This window comes from Microcoleus sp. K5-D4 (assembly GCF_036704575.1).
In the GTDB taxonomy this organism is placed as follows: Bacteria; Cyanobacteriota; Cyanobacteriia; order Cyanobacteriales; family Microcoleaceae; genus Microcoleus.
The window spans coordinates 80,057-99,073 of record NZ_JAUBSD010000005.1 but is presented as its reverse complement, the minus strand read 5'-3'; the positions used below and the strand labels follow the sequence as shown (position 1 = coordinate 99,073).

Sequence of the window (19,017 nt, the reverse complement as noted above, 5' to 3'; positions counted from 1 at the left end):
CAAGCCAAAGCGATTAAGAAGTAACCACTAATAAGTAACGAATAACTAATCTTTCAAGTTTGGTAAAAATGCTGTCAAACATTTGTACAATTCTAATCCAGGTCCAGCTTGCAGGGGATAAAGCCTGTCGAAATTAATGGGGTTTCCCGGTGCTAATTTCCACTCGGTTTGCTGTGCTGTTTTTGGGGAAATTTCGATCGCTACCGTGATGTTAATAATGTTGTTGTGCTGGGGGATGCCACGGAAGCAGTAACTTTTGCCCGTGCGTTTGTCTGAATCGCTGCCGGTGATGTATCTGTCTTGTTTGCGAAATTGAATTTCTCTGAAAGGTCGATCGATCGCAAAGGAGTCTCGGTAGCGGTAGTCTCCGTCGCGCAAGATTTCGACAGTCGGCTTGATTTGACTTATCACTGTTGCTGGACTAAGAGTTAGCATCATTGAGCCGCGTTCCTCCTGTGAAATAGGTGATTTTGGTTGCTGGTGTCTGAGTCTCTGTGGGCGATCGGCTGAAATAAACCCGCGCCGTGTAACAAATTAATAAAAGCCCTTAAGCAGTTTAAGTTGATCCCTAGCTATCGTGAATAATTATTTCATGGTTTCATCTCTGTTACCTATCTGAGTAATAATAGAAACATACAGCAAGCCGTGAGAAATTTTACGGGCGCATATTTAGGGATTAATTGACGATACTGCGAGGATACTGCTATGTTGTGCGTGACGCGAGAAACAAAAAATTTAGGGCGGCTTGAAACCGAAAATTCCCAACGGCGAGGCTCTTTCACCTCTGCGTCTAAAAGTACCCGTATTCTGCGATCGCGAGTTTACAAAGATGAGGCTCTGGTGTCGGCCACGCTAGCGGGACTGCCAGCTCTTTTGGCATCCCTCGAAAGCTTTCGCGACGAGTAGAAACTGGCATTTTCTCTTGCTATATTTGGCGCGTGGATGTTTGTGATAGCGGCTGCAAACCGAGCAAGGGCTGTTTTGATTGCACCTAAAATTCTCCTCGATTTGAGTAGAGTTTTGCTGTGCTGAAGTATTCCGGGACGCAGAAACCTGGTTGTTTATACAAAAACATTTTTACAGCCCTTTGTTATGGCATGAAAAATGGTATAAAAACCCGGTTTCTTGGTAAGTGTCCGTAAGTCTTGTGTTAACAAAATTTATTTGTCAGTGTCATCGGGTGCGATCGATGCCTCTACCTCTTGGGAGGAACGGCTTAACATAGAGTCGTGCAGGTGTTCGCTGTGCTGCCTTTCTTGAGCCATTAATTCTCTGGCTTTTTCTTCAGCAATTCCCTCCCCAGGTGTTTCTAGCTCGTGGGAGGAACGGTTGAGCATAGAGTCTTGCAAATGTTCGCTATGCTGTCTTTCTCGTGCAATTAGTTGTCTAGCTTTTTCTTCGGTGTTCATGAGTAGTTTCTCCAATTGTTTTTGAGAACTGATTCTTATATTAAGATGCCACAATTCGATGGTAAATGTAGCAATTTTAACATAAAATTTTACAAATAATTGTAGAAAAAAATGTAGAAAAAAATTGATTCGGCTGGCGGTGGGTATCGGGATCGGTGGTTGCCGAGCTAATTATTGCCAGACACCGGAAAAGATATTCTTGACTGCGATCGCAATTCGATTTAAGTCTTCCTTCAGCAGCGGTGGCCAAGAAACTCCTCTGCGGAGTCCAGCTTCAAATTGCTGCAAACCTTCTACTGACAGTAAATGCAGTGCCGAGATCAATTGTCGATCGAGCATTGGAGATTCTTGCAGCCCTTCAAACAATATTTTTAAAGCTAATAAAATCGATGTCACCTGTCCGGGTACGGGCGGTTGACCTTGTTTGAGACGCATCAGGAAGGCGTCGGGATTTTTCTTGGTTTCCAGGGCGGTTCCTTGGTCGATCAGAAAACTGCGGGCTGTTTTGTAATCCATTTGACGTGCGATCGCTCTCCTGCAATTAATTAGCAGGCATTATATCACTTTTTGGCTCGCTCAATTTGGTAATATATTTCCATACAGCCTACACTACAGCTACTCGTGAGGTGCGCCCATAAGCACGCTACAGCTACTGATTAGAGGCGTAGCATTCATCCCACAGTCGCCTTGAGCGAAGTGAAACGGACAGCGAAAAATAAAACAATGGCAAAACACCCAGGAAATAGCAGAAAATCCAAGATTTATCGCTACTTGTGGCTGCTTTTTTTGTGTCTGAGCTTTCTGTTAGTTCCGCTCATCCAAAAAATAGCTGCCGATACGCCATTCCCCCCACCCGCTCCTATTGAAAATAGTGCTACTTTTGGAGCGAGGATTCAAAGGACGATGGGGCTACTTGCTGCTAGCACTCCAACAGACCGCCGCCAAGTGCGTATCCTATTCTACGGTCAATCCATCACTCAGCAAGATTGGTGGCAAGATGTAGTGAAGGATTTGAGACAGCGATTCCCCAATGCAGATTTAATTGTGGAAAATCGGGCGCTCGGAGGATTTGCAGCACCGATTTTAATCCGTCCCAGCGAACACGATTTGTATCCTTTTTATCCAGACTTGCTAATTTTTCACGTCTACGGAGGTGGTGAAGATTACGAAGCCATAATTGCCAGTGTCCGCAGCCGCACTGCTAGCGAAATACTCTTGCATTCTGACCACATCGACTGGATGCCGACAGGCAACAGCGACGATCCAAATTCAGTCAAAAGATACGAATGGCACAACACTCATTCTACTAAATGGCTGCCGGAGTTGGCCGATAAGTACGGCTGTGAAATCGCAGAAATTCGCGAACCTTGGCGCAGGTATTTGAAAGACAATCGCTTGCAGCCACAACAGCTATTGAGCGACAGCATTCACCTTAACGATTGGGGAAACTTTCTCCTAGCTGCTCTGATAAAACCGCATCTGCGATACAAGCCAAATTCTTCTCAACCGCCGCAGGATTTAGTGAAAACCTATATGGTTGGCAGCGATGTTAAGTGGCAAAATGGCAAGTTGGTTTTAGAATTTGAAGGAAATAGAATAGATGCGATCGCCGATAAAACCTTCAACGGCCAGGCAATTTCTGCTAAAATTGCGATCGACGGCAAAAAACCCTCAGAATTTCCTGAACTTTACAGCATCACCAGACCTAGCGTTACTCTTGGCGTCGGTTGGCCGGCAATCATCCAAGTATCCAGCCAAAAACCGCTAATCGTCGAAGATTGGAAAGCCATAATTACTGAGATTAACAGCGACGCTAGCAAGTTTAAATTTGACGTTGTAGGTTCTAAAACAGGTTACGACGGCAGCGGTACAAACGACGAAATGTTTGTCTCAAACTCTGGCCGCGTCGTGATTGAACCGAGAAACTGGTGGCTGAAAAATTCTTATGAAGACTCTAAAAAACCGACGCCTAAAGGCTTTGAAATTTCCTGGCAGGTGCGACCAATGTTTGTTGATTCATACGTTCCTCCACAAATTACGGATTCAAGCCGCGAGTATTCTACAACATTGGCTCAGAATTTGAGCAACTCCAAACACATCCTCGAAATCGTCCCCGAAACAGATGGGAAAGTGCCTATTCAGGCAATTCGAGTGTATCGCCCTCCTTTCTCCAACCTACCATCTAAAGTTGAGAGTTTTAAACCGCAGATATCAGCGGATGAAGACGGATGAATGCTGATGCAATTTGAGCAGCGTTTATTTGCGTTCATCAGCGGTTTAAAAAATATTCCTGTTATTTTATAGCCATCCTGGTGGCACTCGGGTTGATGAGTGTTCAAACCCTTAATATTTAAGCATCTTGACTCCTGACTACGGCCATAATCGCCAAGATTATCAACTTCTCATAATCCCCAACTCTTGAAACATCAACAGCGATAAAAAGAAATCGGCCACAAAAATAAACACCCACGAAGTCACAACCGCGGCCGTTGCAGCTTGGCCTACTCCTTTCCCTCCGCCCACTGTCGTCAATCCCCAACCGCAACCGACAAGGGCAATTATTAACCCAAAAATAAAACTTTTAATCACCACAGTTACTAAATCCCCAGGCCCCAAAAAAGTCCGCACCGATTCCAAAAATACCGACGGTTCCAAATTATAAAAATGAACCGCTACAAATAGCCCGCCCAAAATCCCCACCGCTACCGCAAAAATTGTTAAAATCGGCAGCATGATGCAGCAAGCTATCACCCTCGGCACTACTAAATAATCAACCGGATTTGTTCTTAACATATACAGGGCGTCTATTTGTTCCGTCACCTGCATTTCTCCTATCTCCGCCGCAAAGGCCGAACCTACTTGTCCCGCCACCACGCCCGCCGTTAAAAGTGGTGCTAGTTCGCCACAAAATGCCACAGCAAACGCACCTCCCATAGCCCCAACCGCCCCAAAGCGCACCAATTCTCTGGCTGATTGAAATGTAAAAATCATGCCGCCAAAAAAGGCTATTAGCAGCACGGATCGCAAAGAATCCAGGCCTACTGTTACTAAATGTTCCATGATTTTGCGGCGGTCAATTTTGCCTTGGAGTATGCGTAGCAGCACTTGGCCACCCAGGAACAACGTCACAAAAAACCGCTGAAACCACCTGTTATTGAAGGTTTCATCTAAATGTCGATCGTACTTTTCTTGGTATTTTTTAACCAATGACGGAGGGCTCGCGATTAATTGCAAACAGGGCGAAGCACTGCCACATAGAGATTTTCGGCAATCCTACAGCAATTATTGCACGATTTGTCAACATATATTTTCAGTCGGCTTGCCCTGCGGTTGGTGCCCTATACCATTTTAGACTTTAGACTGGCAGTGATTGATTCTGTGGTCATTATCACTCATTTCCCAATCTAAAATCTAAAATCTCAAACCCTAGGACTACTCCGCAAGTAATAAGTCAATAAAATTATCCAACTGTTCATTATTCTTTTCGGCTTGCTCCTTGCCAATTCTCAGCAGGTCTGATATTTTATCTTCCGAGGCATCATCAATCGGCAGCGGTTGTTCGTGGCTCAAATCGGGAGTAATTCTCAAATATTGATTCGGTCTTTCAACCGCATCATAAATTTGAATTAGTTGATAATTTACAGTTTCCGCTACTCCCGTCATCATGATATTAATCAAAGGCTCAACCCACTCAACTTGACCCCAATTTTTTACTTTTTCGTAGGCGAATTTTTTCTGAGCTTCTCCTGTTCCCAAGGATAAAATTACCATATCTTTTGCGGTCGGGCCTTTGTCGGAGCGATCGTCAGGAATTGTGAATTTATTTCTAACTTCTGCATAGGCACAAAGTGCCGGATTGTTTGCGAAGACTCCCCCGTCAATTAAAGCGTAGCATTCGTTGCTAAAAGAGTAGAGTTTAGAAACCTCAAAATAAGAGGGAGCTGCCGATGTTGCTCTGGCGATATCTCTAATAAAATAGTCTTCTGCTGGACATTTTTGAGCATCTATTTGATCGAAGAAGTGAGCTTTTCTCCTTTCGATGTCGTAACTGGAAATTAAACAAGGTTTTAGCAGTTCGCTGAGTTTGCAATCTCTAAAATTTTCCCAAAATAATTTTTCTAAGGGATCGCTGGGATATTTCTCATCTCTCAAACCATCTAGAGATCTGACTTTTTGCCACAATGAAGTCTGAAAAACGTCGCGGCCGCTCTTAATCGAAAAATTAACAGCGTCTTGGGCCGCCCACCGAGGCCTGCTAGGATTTTCGGCATCGGGACACAAATAGATGCAAGTTAAAATTCCTCCCGCACTCGTGCCCGCGATTAAATCAAAATAGTCAGCTATTCTCGCATCTGGGTTGCCACTTTTTTGTTGCAGCTTTGACTCAACGCTAACTAAAACTTGCGCGGGAATAATTCCTCTAATTCCGCCTCCATCTATGGATAAAATTCTGGTATATTTAGCCATAACTGTTGCCTCTTCTGAATGTTTGCTCGTTTCCTACAGTCCGGGATACAAAAAGTGTTTGAGAGGCTAATCATAGCGGTAATAGCCGTAAGCTGCTTAGGGCACACCTACATAATTCCGAATTCATGCACCGCTCAATCTCAAATCCCAAATCTTCAATCTAAATTTAATTGGCGGGCTGCGATCTTATAGCGAAAAATGTATTCTACAATTTCTACGTAATTGTAAGCTGCCGCTGGCGAGTCTGCCCAGACTGTGATGCCGTGATCGCGAATTAACAAAGCGGGTACAGAGGGCGCACAAATGGCAAAGAATTCGCAAATTTCCTTGGCTATCTTAGGGACTTCTAAATAATTTGTAAAGAGGGGTATCGACACTTGCGGGTTTTCCTCCCACACCCCCAAACCTTTCAGCATTTCGATCGCGGGTAAAGGCACTGCATCTCCTGCGGTTAGCCGAGAAACTAAATTTGCCTCGATGGAGTGCACGTGATAGCAAGCTTTAGCGTCTGGAAAACAATTGTAAACGGCTAAATGAATGCTGGTTTCGGCCGAAGGGCGGCTGTCGGCAACAGGTTGCTCGACAATTGCCCCCTCTGAGTTCATTCTGATAAAATCTTGTTCAGTTAACTGCCCTTTGGCGCGGCCGCTAGCAGTAATCCAAAAACTGCCATCTGGTAAGCGGGCTGAAAGATTGCCAGCAGTCCCAACCATCCAACCGCGATCGTAAAAATGTTTGGCTGCTGCAATTAAATCCGATCTCAAATCGCCACTCATTCTTTACAAATCCTCAGTTTTTAATCTACTTTTTACTTTAATAGGAGTTGCGCTGGCCTATCTAAACGTATGGTAATCCGTGCAAAGCTTATATCAAATTCGGTCGCATCGGACTTATCTGCACGGGGGCGGGTTTATTATATTGTTTATTATGGGCAATTATTGTTGGTGAACCCGCCCCTACAAAATTTAACATCATACAATACCGATGCAAACGGAATTTATATTACCTGAGAAAGGCGATAGTTTCAATTCCATTTTTGGGACAAATTTTCCAACACATCAAAAAAATTATCCCATTTAGTATAAGGCTTTTGTTGTTCGTCTAGATACTCGGCAAGCCGATCGCGCGCAAACACCGACGAAGCCTGCAAAGCCATATTAAAATCCGTCAGAGAATCTCCGATCGCCACCTGTTCTTCGGCCGGGTGCTGCGCCATCACCCGCACCTTAGCCACCAATTCCTCATCTCCTTCCAACTCAGAACTGACTTGCAACCGAGGGCCGCTAGCGTCCACATCCACAGCGTAAATAACGCTCGCCCGGTGTACCAAATCGCCCATTACCGTCTCTACCATGACCCGAAGACCGCCGGACACGATCGCAAAATCTACCTTTTTCTCGTCCAAAAAATCCAGCAATTCCAACAATCCCGGCCGCATCAGCCTTCCCCTAGAAAATTCTACAATTTCCCCGTAACATTGCGAGGGAATAGACTCTAATAACTGCCGCACTCCCGATCGCAAACTCAGCCTTCTAGCGTATATTTCAGGCATTAGTTGAGACGACAATTCCGGTGCGAAATGCTTGAGCATTGCCACAAAAGTTTCTTCAACAGTTATCGTGCCGTCAAAGTCGCAGAATACCACCCGTTGCTGATTGTTCGGGATTGAAGATTTTTGCTTGTCATCGGTCATTGTCAGTCGCACCTTTCGAGAACGGGAAAAGTTTACACAATTCATCGTACACTATCGAGCGATCGAGCGGGACTGCCCAAAACTAATAGTGACGCGCTGTTTGTTGGCAATTTCCCGCAGGATTTTATGCAGATTCTTCGAGAGAATCTTCATCTTCCAGGGAATCTTCATCTTCCAGGGAATCTTCCAGCGAATCTTCCAGGGAATCTTCCAGGGAATCTTCTAAGTCCTGCTGTTGGTTTTTTGTCTTTTGGGGGTTAGACTTAGCCGGCAAACAGATTAAATTATCATCCTCAGTATTAATCAAACCTTTCGATCGCAACTTACCCATCAGGCGCGTCACAGTCACCCGCGTTGACCCGATGGCGCTACCAATTTGAGCGTGAGTCAAGGCCCAAGGCAGGCGGTAGCCCCGAACCACATCCGGTTCGCCGTCACCTACGTAAGGTTCGCCGAACTCCTCGATCAACAAAGTGAGAAATCCCAACAGTCGGTCGATCGTCCGGCGCTGTCCCAAAGTGCTCAGCCAGAGAAGTTTCCGCTGGTGCTGGTAGCGAAACGCATCCAAAATTTCCCTACGAAAGTGAGGCCAATTATCCAAGTCGTGCCAGTACATCCACACTACGTGAGTTTGATCGGCATGAGCGTAAGCTTGGAGAGTAAAAGGAGACTGAGCAACCAGTTCAAAGGGCTGGCCAGCGCCGACGAAGCCCAAAAAAGCTTCTTCTGTAGTTTTGTCAACGGATTTTGACTTCGCCGCCGCAGCGCTAACTTGAGCGCTACCTACGAGCCGCACAGAACCTTTCTGAACTAAATACAGCAGTCCGGGCCTTGCGGGAATCCGCTCGTCTTTGCTAAAAGTCCGGCAGCGGTAGTGTTCCTGGGCCCAGTCGATAATTCGCTGCCAAGTGATAAAAGGTCGATCGATAGTCTCTAGAGGTGTGGAAGTTGATTGCATAAGTGAGGCTCTGGGATATATTTAATAGTGAGACAAACAGTTTCTGCCAGCAGTGCGATACAAAGTGAGATAACCAACCCCCGATCGAGCTTGTACGCTTCTTAACTGTGCTGACTTTTCTGTGTTTTACCGAAAAATTAAATGTAGCAAAAAATACATCAAAATGGTAGAGATCAGCAAAAAATTAGTCTGAAATAATTGTATATTTAGCCCCAAAATCGCTACAAAGCCAATTAATTCGATTTAGCCCCGTCCCGGGGAGCCGATCGACTATCCCTAACATCCGCAGTTTAACGTACAAGAAAAGTGCAAGCGGTCACAGTTGATCGTTGCTTTTACGGTAGGATGAGCCGATATGGATACAGCAAATATCTCACAGTGCCCGGAAGTTACAGTGAAGTGTTTCTTGCTTTCAATGTTCCAAAGCGCGATCGCCCAGCAGGGAACACTGGCCCAAATTCCGTTAAATCCCATAGGTGGCAGCCTTTTCAAGAACAGGCAAGATGCCTGTGAAGCGAAGAGTGAATTTGATTGTGGGGTGGGCATCCTGCCCGCCCATAACAAGCTTATTGAGAAGGGTGCAATAATTCCGTTAAATCGAAGTAAAGATACCGCGCGGGTGCTGTACGTGTCTGCGATCGCCCTGAAATTGGCTAAAACTTGGCAGCAGACACCGCAGACAATCGCCGCCGAGTTGGCCGAAACACTCGAACCGCTGTGCTACCCACATTTCGCCGTTAAAGTAGCGCCGGGGGGAATGATCGAGATGGAGTTGACTGATGCAGGTTTAGCAGTCTGGTTGCAGCGTTTAGCTCAAACGAACCTTCCAGTTTCAGGATCTAAAATATTAGATTCTGTTGTGTGTGCCGATCGACTGTTTCCCATTCAGTACAGCCACGCGCGCTGCTGTTCGCTGCTGCGAATGGCTCACCGCGATCGGATAATTGCGATCGCCCAGCCAGATGTCGCTACAGCGCCGCAAATTTGGTCGCTGGCGAGTCCAAATCCTATCCCTTGGATTGACGAGGGCGATCGACTGCGGTTAGTGCATCCAGCAGAACGCCGTTTAATATCGCAACTGTTAACAGTGCTAGACAATTTATATCCTACTTTTGAGGTGAAAAACCGCGAAAAACCTGTTAATTATTTCAAATTAGCCAATAGTTTGAGCGAAGCCTTTCAGATTTTTTACAGCCAGTGCCGAATTTGGGGAGAAGTTAAAATAGAACAGCCAAAACTCGCCCAAGCGCGATTAGGTTTAATATTTGCAACTCAATCTTTGCTGCGATTTATCCTAGAAAATTTGTTTAACGCTCTTGCTCCTTTAGAACTTTGATTTGGTTCTCATTTTTAGCAACCTTTATTCATAATAAAAGGTGGGTTTCCGAAACTAACCTTGACTTCTTTCATCTGAAAAGCTCTCTATTTTATAGGATTCATCCTGAAGAGTCCAGTAACCTAATGTCGCAAAAAATATAAAAAATTAGCTCTTTATATAATTATAATTAATAATATTTCGGGAATTTGGGCATTCTTATTTTTTCTAATTTATTTAAGTAATCTTTCTTTTGGCTTTTGAGAGAAATGATTTTTAGCTTGCATCTATGGCTGTGCTCCTTAAAATACTTAACCTTATATTATACAATTAAGCTGCGTAGCAGCTCATCTATTGGCTATCCAGTATGCTCGAAACACAAGAAGAAGATTACAGCTTAGTAGGAACGAATCCTCTCCCTCTTCAGGAAATCCAAGAGGATATAGCCTTACCAGAGACGGTACTTCTGACCAATCCGCCTCTAAAATTTTCCAAACCGGAAACTCGGTTAAGCCTCAGATCGCTAACTTTGGAGAGTGTCTTCGCTACGCTTTTTTACAGCATCATCGGCGGCGCGTTGCTCAGTAATTTCTTGCTGGATTTAGGGGCTGGCCCAATCGAAATTGGTATGCTCGCCTCCATTCCTCAACTGGTAAATCTGCTCCAACCGTTCGGAGCTTATATAGGAGACCGACTGCAGAGCCGCCACTGGTATTCCATCTGGATTTTCGGACTGTCGCGACTGCTGTGGCTGATTATCGTGCCAGCCATTTGGTTGGGAGGGTCATTTCAGCTCGCTGGACATCAGCTAGTGCAGTTGACATTGGCAATCATCTGGGTAACTCAAGTCTTAGAATCTTTAGGTCGTGCTTCCTTCTTGAGCTGGTTGGCGGTTTTAGTACCTCAGCGGTTGCGCGGGCGGTATTTTGGCTTTCGCAATAGTGCTGTCAGCTTGACGAATCTCATTGGTGTGCCGTTGCTGGCTCTAGTGGTATCGAACTGGCCCGGTGGAAGGCTCCAAGGTTACGGTGCCATCTTGGTTTTAGGAATTGTGCTTGGCATCATCAGTCTAGGTTGTCAGTTCTTTATGACCGATGTGAACCCAAAGCTTGTACACGTCACGCATTCAGATAGAGGCGAAAAATCATCCATTGGGACAATTTTTAGCTTTCTCAAGGAACCCAATTTTTTAAAGTTTTTGCTTTACTCTGCTCTATGGAGCTTTGCCGTTAACGTCAGCGCTCCCTTCTTTAACCTCTATCTGCTGGATAACCTAAGTATAGATGTCAGTGTGGTAACGCTCTACAACAGCTTAGGAGCAGGTGCTAACTTACTGCTGCTGGTTTTTTGGGGCAAACTGGCTGACCGGGTTGGGAACCGCCCGATCATGATAATAGTGGGAATCTTGGTGGCTCTGACCCCTCTGCTCTGGCTAGAAGCTGGAACGGCTCCAATTTTTATATGGGTGTGGTTCCCGCTGTTGCACATCATCGGCGGTGCCACGTGGGCAGCGATCGACCTGTGCAGTGGTAATCTGATGATGTCGGTGGCACCACTACGCAATCAGTCGATATACTTTGCGATCGCGGCGGCGGTTCCTGGTGTCACTGGGGCAATGGGAATCACCCTTGGTGGCTTTATCGCCACTTTGACTAATCTCGGTGGCTTGCCAGGGGTGTTTGCCCTCTCAGCCGTCTTACGAGTGGCGGCTCTCCTGCCCTTGGTTTTTGTTGGCGAGCAGCGTTCTGTGTCTTTGGGTAAGTTTTGGCTGCTCTTGTTGCCAGCTTGGTGGAGAAGAGTGCCAATTGAACCTGGAGACATCAGGTTTCAACCATTAATAGTGGAACAGTTGGACTCTGGGCCTGAAAGCTCAGGCGATCGCTCTTCAACTCTTGATTGATTGTAGTCTGACAATAATTCAGAAAAGAGTTGATTAACCATTTTTAAAGTGTTAAAATCCTCATCATATCATCTAAGATGTGACGGCTGTTAGGTCGCTTTTTTTCAGAAATATAAAGTCTGGCAATTTGGGATCAGTTTTGTATGGCATCTAATTATTTTTGGGTGCCTTCAATATTTTTTACGATAGCGATCGTTCGTCGCAGCTCGCTCGCCAATTCTCACCCTCGTCAATCGCTCCTAGAACGACGATGTTCAATTTAATCACTTGACGAGCGGCTGTTAAGGGTTCTTCAAATTCTGGTATTGTAAAATAGCGAGAGTTTTATTCAGTTTTTTGAGGAGAAATCTCATGGTCACACTACCACGTATAGCCTCACCCAGGCGTCAAATTCATCGATGAATATCCCAATATAATGCCTGCATCTAGTTTAAGGCGTTGCAGGCGAGATTTGCTTTTTTCCAGGTTTTGCGATCGGCAGCGTTACTGTAAATGTACTGCCGACGCCTTCTTCACTTATCAAAGTAATTTCGCCACCGTGCAAGTCCACGCATTTTTTAACAATGCTCAGCCCCAGTCCAGTACCGGGAATTCGACCGACATTTTTAGCCCGGTAAAATGAATTAAACAACCGTTCTTGGTCGGCGACAGGTATGCCAATTCCTGCATCCAGTACAGAAAAAATCGCCTCGGTTTCAGTAAGTTTTAATTCAAAGATTACTTCGGTATTAGGGGGAGAATACTTAATAGCATTAGACAGCAAATTCCCCAGAATGCGCCGGAGCAAGCTTACCTCCAAACACGCCATCGCGGATGGATTGTGATTTACAAAAATTAGCGTCACCCGGTCATTTTCAGGTTTCAACTTCAGGCTGTTCTGAAATTCCCCTACCAACTCATTACAAAACTTTGTTAAGTCTATCGGTAGCAAGGAAAACCCGGTTTTTCCAGACTCAACACGCCCCAGCAGCAGCACATCATCTAATAACAAATCTATACCTTTGGCGGCTGCTTGAGTTTTGTCTAGAAGTTCTTGGGTTTTCTCCTCTGTTAATGTCAACTTGTACTTGCTAAGAAGTTGTGTAGTGCCGATGATGAAATTCAAAGGATTGCGAACGTCATGGGCAATCATGTACAGCAAAGATGTTTTCATCTCATTGAGTTCTTGGGCTGTTTGCAGAGTGCGATCGAGTTGGTCGTGAGACAATTTGAGAGTTAAAGACAACTGGCGCGATCGCAGCAAAATCTCCACCCGCGCTTGCAATTCTATCTTCTCGATCGGAGCGATAATCAAATCGTCAATACTTTGCCAAATAAATTGCGTTGCCATCCCTACATCCGAGCGGGATGTAATCAAAAGAAAAGGCAAGCATACCGGGTGTTCTGCCTGTTTTTGGGCTGCCACCCATTGCCAATGGCGTTTCAGGGCAAGACCATCTATTATACCCAGGTCAAAAGATTGATTAAATGGTAAAAAATCCTCACTATCTGTTGAGTTGGGCAGCAATACCTCATAATAAACTGCTAGCCATTCTAATAACAAGCGGCGATTTTCTTTCTGTTCGACAAGCAATAAAATTTGACTCACGCAGGTTCTCCTAGCAAGCTGTGCACAATTCCCAGCAAATCTCTAACGATCAAAGGTTTTACCAACATATTCCGAGCACCGTGGCAGAGGCTTTCGTGCTGAATGGCAGCGCTTTGTTTGGGCGAGAGTATCAGAAAAGGGATTTGGTGATTTCGCAGTTGTTCGCAGCACTCCCAAATCCGGCGATCGAAACCAGAAATATCTACTAAAGCCATCCCGATCCTAGCAGGCTGACTGATAGCTTGTGCAACATCTTCAAAGTTATAAGCCGCGATCATCTGGTATCCTTCTTTGTTGAGAAACTGTGCTAATAGTTCCAAGTTGCGCTGATTGCGGTCTACGGCTAAAATTATTGAAGTGCCAGTCATTTATCAGCTTCCTGTGAATACGGGTTATAACCATTTTAGAGTTTAGAGTTTAGATTTTAGAAGGGGGAGTGACTGATTATATATGGGTTGGGAGGTTGTCTAAAGTCTGATTCTTTTTTTATCTGGTATTAGCTTACTTTTCGGCGATGGATTACATGGGTTTTCAGTGGAGTGAAGTACAGATGATCAGACACAGGACACGGCCCCGCGCCCTGTGCCCATACTGTATTTCCTAGAAGTGAAAACTGCTATAAAAGTCGAAAAATACACAAATTTACCAATATATTTAAGTTTTCCAGGACTTAGGCTAGTGGTGAGGTGCGCGGTGCGCGCAGTACAGCTAGTGGTGAGGTGCGCGGTGCGCCCCTACTGATTAGTAGATTCACGACTGCAAAATTAGCTGCAATTGCCCCAAAACAGCAGGACAAATCCCGATTCAATCTTCATCTGCTCCCCCCTCAATCCACACCGGCGCCGAACTCAAAATGCCGCGTAGCCCCCCTATCGGTTTGCTGACTTTGATGCCGTAGCGAGTAATCTCAAGTTCTCGCAGAGTTCTCTCGAAATTGCTGACTCGTTTTTTAATTACTCCGATCCCCTTGCGGATTTCTGTCCTATTATGCAGTTGGCGTTCCATATAGCGTATAAACAGAAGATTATCCGCCAAATAGCTAATCCCGATCTCGGTCAGGCGAAAATCTCCGCTAATGGCTTCTACCTCATTAATCAAGATAACCGTAACTCCCATATTTTTCAGATACTTGCACAAAGCGTGCAAATTATTTACCAAATCTTGCCCCTGCATCGAAAGCTGATAGCCAGAAATACTGTCAAGCATCACAATCCGCGTCTTTTCCTGCTCCACCTCCTGGCGAACCATACAGGCAAACTGATCCGGTGAGTACAGCAAAGGTTCCACGGGTATCACCGAAAGACTTCCTTGCCCCATCATCGCCCCAACCGGGATGTTAACTGATTCGCAGCGCTGCAGCAGAGTAGAAGTTGACTCCTCAAAAATGTAAACTACCGATCGCTCCCCCCTTCCTGCTGCTTCCTTCATAAACTGAATGCCCACCGTCGTTTTACCCACGCCGCTAGGCCCGCTAATCACCGTCACAGTCCCCCGTTCCAGTCCCCCGTGCAGTAGTTCGTCAATTTCTGGAACCCCAGAAGAAATTGCTTCAGCAACAAAATCCTGTTGATAGTTGTCCGGCAGCAATCGCGGATATACCTCCATACCAGCCTGAGTCAGGCGCAGCGAATGGCGGCCGCTGCGGAAGTTGGACCCTCGCAGCTTGGTGACAGAGAGGGCGCGTCCTTCTTTCAATAGTTCTAAATAAATTACTCCGTCGCTGATGAACTGCAAATCGTCGTCGGGAGCACTTGATGTGCCCTCGGAGGTAAACACCACCGTCGCCCCCCCTTCCACCAAAAACCGCAGAAAAGACAAAACTTGCTTGCGAAACTGAAACTCATCCGCAGCTAAGTAGCGAAATTGAGTGATTGCGTCCAAAAACACCCGTTGTGGCTTGACAGCTTGGACTCGCTCAATAATCTTTTGTGTAGTCGGTTCTCGCTCAACCTCGGAGGGGGAGAAAATGTCATAAGTCTGAACTTCTGTAAAGAATTCTGACGATGGGCTCAAATCCAGGAACGCCATCGCTTCCATATCAAAACCGAGACTTGCCGCATTGGCCCGCAATTGCGCTTCGGGTTCTCCTAAAGTAATAAACAGGGGCGTTTCTCCCACAGCCACACCTGCTGCCAAAAAGTGAAAGCCCAGTGTCGTCTTGCCAGTACCCGGGCCGCCGCGCACCAGATAAGAGCGTTGAGAAATTAGGCCGCCGCCAATCACTTCGTTGAGACCGGTAATTCCCAGAGAAATTCGGTTTTGAGACATTTGTTTGTTCATGTTTTGAATATCGGGCCCGTATTAATATTTAATGGTTTTAGGCACTGTTTTGATAATTTTTTTTACCGGGCGTCTGATAACCTTCATGAAATCTTTTTCTACCGAAAATTACGTAAGCACACAAGAATTAGAAAGTATTGTCGGGACTGCTGGCATCTGTCGCTGGCAAGATACAGAGCAATTTTGGCAAGAACGGGTAGAAAAAGCAGTTGCCCCAGACACGAAAATAGATTGTACCGTTTACCCGAATACTCAGGAAGAACTGGCGGCTGTCATTGCTTGGGCACAGCAAAATCGCTGTGCAGTCTTGCCTTGTGGTAGCTGCAGCAAACTTGATTGGGGCGGTTTAGTAAAATTAGACTCCGATCCCCCCCAGCCCCCCTTAACAAGGGGGGAGGAAGATGTTGTCAAAGTGGGTCTTTTGAAGGGGAATTTAAGGGTATCTCCTGATGCAGCGGGGCTTGTGGCTGTCAGCACTTCGCGCCTCAATCGACTTGTACAGCACGCTGTGGGCGATTTAACCGTGACTGCCGAAGCGGGGATGAAGTTTGCGGATTTGCAGGAAATTTTAGCAGCAGCAGGTCAATTTTTGCCGATCGACCCAGCATATCCGCAAGAGGCAACTTTGGGCGGCATTGTCGGTACTGCTGATGCGGGTTCGTTGCGGCATCGCTATCGCGGGGTTCGCGATTTGCTGTTGGGAATTACCTTTGTGCGATCGGACGGTAAAATTGCGGTAGCCGGAGGTCGAGTTGTTAAAAATGTCGCCGGCTACGACTTGATGAAACTGTTTACTGGTGCTTACGGCACTTTGGGCGTCATTTCTCAAGTAACTTTCCGAGTTTATCCGCTGCCGGAATCATCGGGAACCGTAGTGCTGACAGGGGAAATTAATGCTTTGTCCCAAACGGCTCAAATCTTATTATCCTCTGCTTTGACACCAAGTGCCGTTGATCTGCTGTCGCCTGAATTAGTGGCAAAATTAGGCTTAGGAAAGGGCACGGGATTAATCGTCAGATTTCAAAGTATCGCAGAAAGTGTTAAACAACAATCAGCCCGCTTGCTGGAAGTTGGCGAAAAGTTGGGTTTGCAAGGCAGTAGCTGCTGCGAAAATGATGAGCATCAGTTATGGCAAAGATTGCCAGAAACAATGTGGGATTCTGGCACAAAGTCGGCAATTATTTGCAAAATAGGAATCAGACCGTCGGAAGCTGTAACGGCCATTAACGAATTGCCGGTACAGGACGCTTGGATTCATGCAGGCAGTGGTTTGGGGGTTTTGCGGTTTGAGAATGCGACGGCCCAAACGCTGTTGCAGGTACGCAGAGGGTGCGAAGCGAAAGGCGGTTTTCTGACTGTTTTAGCAGCGCCGACCGACATCAAGCAACAGTTAGATGTTTGGGGCTATACTGGAAGTGCGATCGCTTTAATGCAGCGGATTAAACAGCAGTTTGACCCGGAAAATCTTTTGAGTCCCCATCGTTTTATAAGCGGTATTTAGTTTAAAGTTTGTAGTCAGGACTTGATTCGTTCATAAATTATGTAAAAAGTGGTTTTACACGCTAATTATAGCGGCAAATTTCCCGTTGCAAACATACATATAAAGCTTCTGCATAAATTCCATTAAGCTGATTAAACTCCTTGCTACGAAGAAAAACAATTAGGTAATATATATATGCAAACTTCAGAAAAATCTCCAGTTCCCAGCGACGATTTAAGACCTGCCAAAGAAAGCAATTTTCTAGCACAAAATCCCCACTTAGAAACCCTAGAAATCCCAGGTTTCGACGCCAATAATCCGCCAGATCCGAAATTAATCGATACTTGCGTACACTGCGGCTTTTGTTTGTCAACTTGTCCGAGTTATCGCGTACTTGGCAAAGAAATGGATTCCCCCAGAGGCCGCATTTATTTAATGGATGCAATTAATGAAGGCGACGCACCTTTAAACGAAGCAACCTCACAGCATTTCGATACTTGTTTGGGCTGTTTGGCCTGCGTAACAGCTTGTCCGTCTGGAGTTCAATACGACAAATTAATTTCCGCCACTCGCCACCAAGTTACTAGAAATCAGGAACGCACTTTTTCCGACAATGTAATTCGCACTCTGATTTTTAATCTCTTCCCTTATCCTCACAGATTGCGACCTTTGCTTGTACCCCTGTTTATTTATCAAAAATTAGGACTGCCAAAACTTGTCCGCAAAACAGGTTTGCTGAAAAAAGTATTTCCTCGCTTGGCGGCGATGGAATCAATTTTGCCGAAAGTTACTGTCGATTCTTTCCGGGATAATTTACCAGAGGTAATTCCGGCACAAGGAGAGAAACGCTATCGAGTCGGTGTGATTTTAGGCTGCGTGCAGCGGCTGTTATTTTCGCCAGTTAATGAGGCTACGGTGCGAGTTTTGACGGCTAACGGTTGCGAGGTTGTGGTTCCTAAAAGTCAGGGATGCTGTGCTGCTTTGCCGGAACACCAAGGCCAAGCGGAACAGGCTAAAGCTTTGGCGAGACAAATGATTGATAGCTTTGAAAATACGGGTGTTGATTTTGTAATTATCAACGCTGCTGGGTGCGGTCACACTTTGAAAGAATACGGTCACATTTTAGCAGATGACCCGCAATATCGGGAGAAAGCTGAGAAATTTGCTGCTAATGTTAAGGACGTGCAAGAGTTTTTGGCAAGTGCGGGAATTACGGCGAAACTCAATCCTTTGATTGAGGGAGATTTGACAATTGTGTATCAGGATGCTTGTCATTTGTTGCACGGGCAAAAGATTAGTTTGCAGCCGCGTCAGTTACTGCAACAAATTCCAGGGGTGAAGTTAAAAGAACCTGTGGATGCGGCTTTGTGCTGCGGGAGTGCGGGGGTTTACAATATGCTTCAGCCAGAGATTGCTGATGAATTGGGAGTGCAAAAGGTGGAGAATTTGCTGAATACTGGCGCGGAGTTGATTGCTTCTTCTAATCCGGGTTGTTCTTTGCAAATTAAGAAGCATTTGGAGTTGCAGGGAAAGGAAGTTACTTTAATGCACCCAATTGAGCTTTTGGATTATTCGATTCGCGGGGTGAAGTTGCTGAGGAAGTAGTTTTCTAGGGCGGGCGGTGTCCGCCCTATTTTCGATGCGCTCTTTTGTGAATGAGATTTTTTTTTAATGAATTGCAAGAATTCACAGGCGGGGCGCCTGTTCCACAGAGGAGCGTCGGGTGAAGAGTTGCAAATTTATCGCCCTGAGAGCGAACTGTTTAGAAGTTATGAGGAGGTTTCTCGCCACTTGGAACAAGCCGAAGAGCGTGCAGAACAAGCCGAAGAGCGGGCTGCTGTACTGGCAGAAAGACTGCGAGCGATGGGAATTGACCCGGAACAATTGTAAACTAGATGTGGGAAAAGAGCGATCGCACTCTTAAATT

The 19,017-nt window shown here is 45.7% G+C and carries 18 protein-coding genes; 7 read left to right on the top strand and 11 right to left on the bottom strand.

The genetic code is table 11. The features are described from left to right. Window positions 1–45 precede the first annotated feature (45 nt). The gene (locus tag QUA77_RS03250; protein ID WP_333041139.1) at window positions 46–438 is read right to left on the bottom strand and encodes a hypothetical protein; all 393 of its coding nucleotides are present in this window, start codon (window positions 436–438) and stop codon (window positions 46–48) included. A 267-nt stretch (window positions 439–705) separates the two neighbouring features. On the opposite strand from QUA77_RS03250, the gene QUA77_RS03245 reads away from it, so the two are divergent. After that, window positions 706–906, top strand: a complete 201-nt coding sequence (locus QUA77_RS03245) for a hypothetical protein (RefSeq protein WP_333449245.1) — start codon at window positions 706–708, stop codon at window positions 904–906. 254 nt (window positions 907–1,160) lie between these two features. On the opposite strand, the gene QUA77_RS03240 is transcribed toward QUA77_RS03245, so the two are convergent. Together QUA77_RS03240 and QUA77_RS03235 are read right to left on the bottom strand one after the other, a co-directional pair. Continuing rightward, complete coding sequence (locus QUA77_RS03240; protein WP_333041141.1) at window positions 1,161–1,409, bottom strand: hypothetical protein; 249 nt, start codon at window positions 1,407–1,409, stop codon at window positions 1,161–1,163. A 171-nt stretch (window positions 1,410–1,580) separates the two neighbouring features. Next, complete coding sequence (locus QUA77_RS03235; RefSeq protein ID WP_015174589.1) at window positions 1,581–1,925, bottom strand: hypothetical protein; 345 nt, start codon at window positions 1,923–1,925, stop codon at window positions 1,581–1,583. Between the two features lie 207 nt (window positions 1,926–2,132). Between QUA77_RS03235 and QUA77_RS03230 the strand changes: the two genes are divergently transcribed. Continuing rightward, complete coding sequence (locus QUA77_RS03230; protein WP_333449244.1) at window positions 2,133–3,641, top strand: SGNH/GDSL hydrolase family protein; 1,509 nt, start codon at window positions 2,133–2,135, stop codon at window positions 3,639–3,641. 162 nt (window positions 3,642–3,803) lie between these two features. On the opposite strand, the gene QUA77_RS03225 is transcribed toward QUA77_RS03230, so the two are convergent. The 5 genes from QUA77_RS03225 to QUA77_RS03205 form a co-directional block, all read right to left on the bottom strand. Then, entirely contained in the window at window positions 3,804–4,616 is an 813-nt protein-coding gene (locus tag QUA77_RS03225; protein WP_333041143.1) for an MlaE family lipid ABC transporter permease subunit, read from the bottom strand. Window positions 4,617–4,841: 225 nt separating this feature from the next. Continuing rightward, a complete protein-coding gene (locus tag QUA77_RS03220) occupies window positions 4,842–5,876 on the bottom strand; it encodes a patatin-like phospholipase family protein (protein WP_333041144.1) in 1,035 nt (344 codons plus the stop codon). 155 nt (window positions 5,877–6,031) lie between these two features. Further along, window positions 6,032–6,652, bottom strand: coding sequence for a methylthioribulose 1-phosphate dehydratase (gene mtnB / locus QUA77_RS03215; protein WP_333063045.1), 621 nt, complete (start codon window positions 6,650–6,652; stop codon window positions 6,032–6,034). A 248-nt stretch (window positions 6,653–6,900) separates the two neighbouring features. Continuing rightward, a complete protein-coding gene (locus QUA77_RS03210; protein WP_333449243.1) occupies window positions 6,901–7,569 on the bottom strand; it encodes an HAD-IB family phosphatase in 669 nt (222 codons plus the stop codon). Window positions 7,570–7,693: 124 nt separating this feature from the next. Further along, window positions 7,694–8,527 (bottom strand): Crp/Fnr family transcriptional regulator, encoded by an 834-nt coding sequence (locus tag QUA77_RS03205; RefSeq protein ID WP_445242201.1) that lies wholly within the window; start codon window positions 8,525–8,527, stop codon window positions 7,694–7,696. A 355-nt stretch (window positions 8,528–8,882) separates the two neighbouring features. Here QUA77_RS03205 and QUA77_RS03200 point away from each other — a divergent pair, with 355 nt between their 5' ends. Both QUA77_RS03200 and QUA77_RS03195 read left to right on the top strand, forming a co-directional pair. After that, window positions 8,883–9,863, top strand: coding sequence for a DALR anticodon-binding domain-containing protein (locus QUA77_RS03200; RefSeq protein WP_333449242.1), 981 nt, complete (start codon window positions 8,883–8,885; stop codon window positions 9,861–9,863). 346 nt (window positions 9,864–10,209) lie between these two features. Continuing rightward, window positions 10,210–11,742 (top strand): MFS transporter, encoded by a 1,533-nt coding sequence (locus tag QUA77_RS03195; protein ID WP_333449241.1) that lies wholly within the window; start codon window positions 10,210–10,212, stop codon window positions 11,740–11,742. A 430-nt stretch (window positions 11,743–12,172) separates the two neighbouring features. On the opposite strand, the gene QUA77_RS03190 is transcribed toward QUA77_RS03195, so the two are convergent. The 3 genes from QUA77_RS03190 to QUA77_RS03180 all read right to left on the bottom strand — a co-directional run bounded on the left by QUA77_RS03190 (window position 12,173) and on the right by QUA77_RS03180 (window position 15,598). Then, the gene (locus QUA77_RS03190; RefSeq protein ID WP_333449240.1) at window positions 12,173–13,330 is read right to left on the bottom strand and encodes a HAMP domain-containing sensor histidine kinase; all 1,158 of its coding nucleotides are present in this window, start codon (window positions 13,328–13,330) and stop codon (window positions 12,173–12,175) included. Next, the gene (locus QUA77_RS03185; protein WP_333041151.1) at window positions 13,327–13,698 is read right to left on the bottom strand and encodes a response regulator; all 372 of its coding nucleotides are present in this window, start codon (window positions 13,696–13,698) and stop codon (window positions 13,327–13,329) included. Before QUA77_RS03185 ends, QUA77_RS03190 begins: the two co-directional genes overlap by 4 nt. A gap of 436 nt (window positions 13,699–14,134) precedes the next feature. Beyond that, entirely contained in the window at window positions 14,135–15,598 is a 1,464-nt protein-coding gene (locus QUA77_RS03180; protein WP_333041152.1) for an ATPase domain-containing protein, read from the bottom strand. A 97-nt stretch (window positions 15,599–15,695) separates the two neighbouring features. Here QUA77_RS03180 and QUA77_RS03175 point away from each other — a divergent pair, with 97 nt between their 5' ends. From QUA77_RS03175 to QUA77_RS03165, 3 genes are all read left to right on the top strand, one after another. Continuing rightward, window positions 15,696–17,111: an FAD-binding oxidoreductase gene (locus QUA77_RS03175; protein ID WP_333449239.1), complete on the top strand. Its 1,416-nt coding sequence runs from the start codon at window positions 15,696–15,698 to the stop codon at window positions 17,109–17,111. A 174-nt stretch (window positions 17,112–17,285) separates the two neighbouring features. After that, window positions 17,286–18,695 (top strand): heterodisulfide reductase-related iron-sulfur binding cluster, encoded by a 1,410-nt coding sequence (locus tag QUA77_RS03170; protein WP_333041154.1) that lies wholly within the window; start codon window positions 17,286–17,288, stop codon window positions 18,693–18,695. 66 nt (window positions 18,696–18,761) lie between these two features. Next, window positions 18,762–18,980, top strand: coding sequence for a hypothetical protein (locus tag QUA77_RS03165; RefSeq protein WP_333041155.1), 219 nt, complete (start codon window positions 18,762–18,764; stop codon window positions 18,978–18,980). The last annotated feature ends 37 nt before the right edge of the window (window positions 18,981–19,017 follow it).

Excerpts from the sequence above, each read along its gene's own strand:
- QUA77_RS03170 (WP_333041154.1), top strand. The coding sequence starts at position 17,286 with ATGCAAACTTCAGAAAAATCTCCAGTTCCCAGCGACGATTTAAGACCT.
- QUA77_RS03240 (WP_333041141.1), bottom strand. The coding sequence starts at position 1,409 with ATGAACACCGAAGAAAAAGCTAGACAACTAATTGCACGAGAAAGACAG.
- QUA77_RS03250 (WP_333041139.1), bottom strand. The coding sequence starts at position 438 with ATGATGCTAACTCTTAGTCCAGCAACAGTGATAAGTCAAATCAAGCCG.
- QUA77_RS03230 (WP_333449244.1), top strand. The coding sequence starts at position 2,133 with ATGGCAAAACACCCAGGAAATAGCAGAAAATCCAAGATTTATCGCTAC.
- QUA77_RS03220 (WP_333041144.1), bottom strand. The coding sequence starts at position 5,876 with ATGGCTAAATATACCAGAATTTTATCCATAGATGGAGGCGGAATTAGA.
- QUA77_RS03185 (WP_333041151.1), bottom strand. The coding sequence starts at position 13,698 with ATGACTGGCACTTCAATAATTTTAGCCGTAGACCGCAATCAGCGCAAC.
- QUA77_RS03195 (WP_333449241.1), top strand. The coding sequence starts at position 10,210 with ATGCTCGAAACACAAGAAGAAGATTACAGCTTAGTAGGAACGAATCCT.
- QUA77_RS03210 (WP_333449243.1), bottom strand. The coding sequence starts at position 7,569 with ATGACCGATGACAAGCAAAAATCTTCAATCCCGAACAATCAGCAACGG.
- QUA77_RS03165 (WP_333041155.1), top strand. The coding sequence starts at position 18,762 with ATGAATTGCAAGAATTCACAGGCGGGGCGCCTGTTCCACAGAGGAGCG.
- QUA77_RS03180 (WP_333041152.1), bottom strand. The coding sequence starts at position 15,598 with ATGTCTCAAAACCGAATTTCTCTGGGAATTACCGGTCTCAACGAAGTG.
- mtnB (WP_333063045.1), bottom strand. The coding sequence starts at position 6,652 with ATGAGTGGCGATTTGAGATCGGATTTAATTGCAGCAGCCAAACATTTT.
- QUA77_RS03235 (WP_015174589.1), bottom strand. The coding sequence starts at position 1,925 with ATGGATTACAAAACAGCCCGCAGTTTTCTGATCGACCAAGGAACCGCC.
- QUA77_RS03205 (WP_445242201.1), bottom strand. The coding sequence starts at position 8,527 with ATGCAATCAACTTCCACACCTCTAGAGACTATCGATCGACCTTTTATC.
- QUA77_RS03175 (WP_333449239.1), top strand. The coding sequence starts at position 15,696 with ATGAAATCTTTTTCTACCGAAAATTACGTAAGCACACAAGAATTAGAA.
- QUA77_RS03200 (WP_333449242.1), top strand. The coding sequence starts at position 8,883 with ATGGATACAGCAAATATCTCACAGTGCCCGGAAGTTACAGTGAAGTGT.
- QUA77_RS03245 (WP_333449245.1), top strand. The coding sequence starts at position 706 with ATGTTGTGCGTGACGCGAGAAACAAAAAATTTAGGGCGGCTTGAAACC.